Below are 529 nucleotides of genomic sequence, written 5' to 3' on the forward strand. Positions count from 1 at the left end.
AGCTCAGCTCAGTGCCTCTCTGGCAGGGACATTCTTTTGGAGTCTGATCATCTGTTTGGGACTTACTGCGGTATTTGGTTTGGCGGGATCGAATTTGATCGCCATGATCACTTCTATTGCGATTGTGCAGCAGCAAGCAGCGATCTATCTACCTTGGCTGGTGGTGATGCCGTTGACATCTATGTGGTGTTTCTTATTTGATGGCATTTTTGTTGGTGCCACCAAAGGTAAAGATATGCGGAACAGTATGTTCGTGGCGACTTGCTGTTTCTTCGTAATCTTCTTTTTGTTCTCTGGCTGGCAAAACCATGCACTGTGGTTTGCGATGACCAGCTTTATGGCAATGCGAGGGTTTGGTCTTGGGGCGATATTCTTCTATCAATGGCGTAAAGGAACGTTCCTCGCGTAAATAAAAACAGCAGGTCGAAAACCTGCTGTTTTTGCGTTTGGATCATGGTAACCCAAATACTCATTTAACCTCATTATCTCATCATGGTATGGCTACTATAACATTCGGTTCAGCCCATTT

General features: G+C 45.0%; 1 pseudogene. It reads left to right on the top strand.

Annotated features, from left to right (window positions below):
* A pseudogene (locus tag R7Q11_RS29060) lies at positions 1 to 409 on the top strand (MATE family efflux transporter); the annotation flags it as partial.
* Positions 410 to 529: the final 120 nt, after the last annotated feature.

The sequence above is a fragment of the Vibrio sp. 970 genome, from assembly GCF_033339075.1.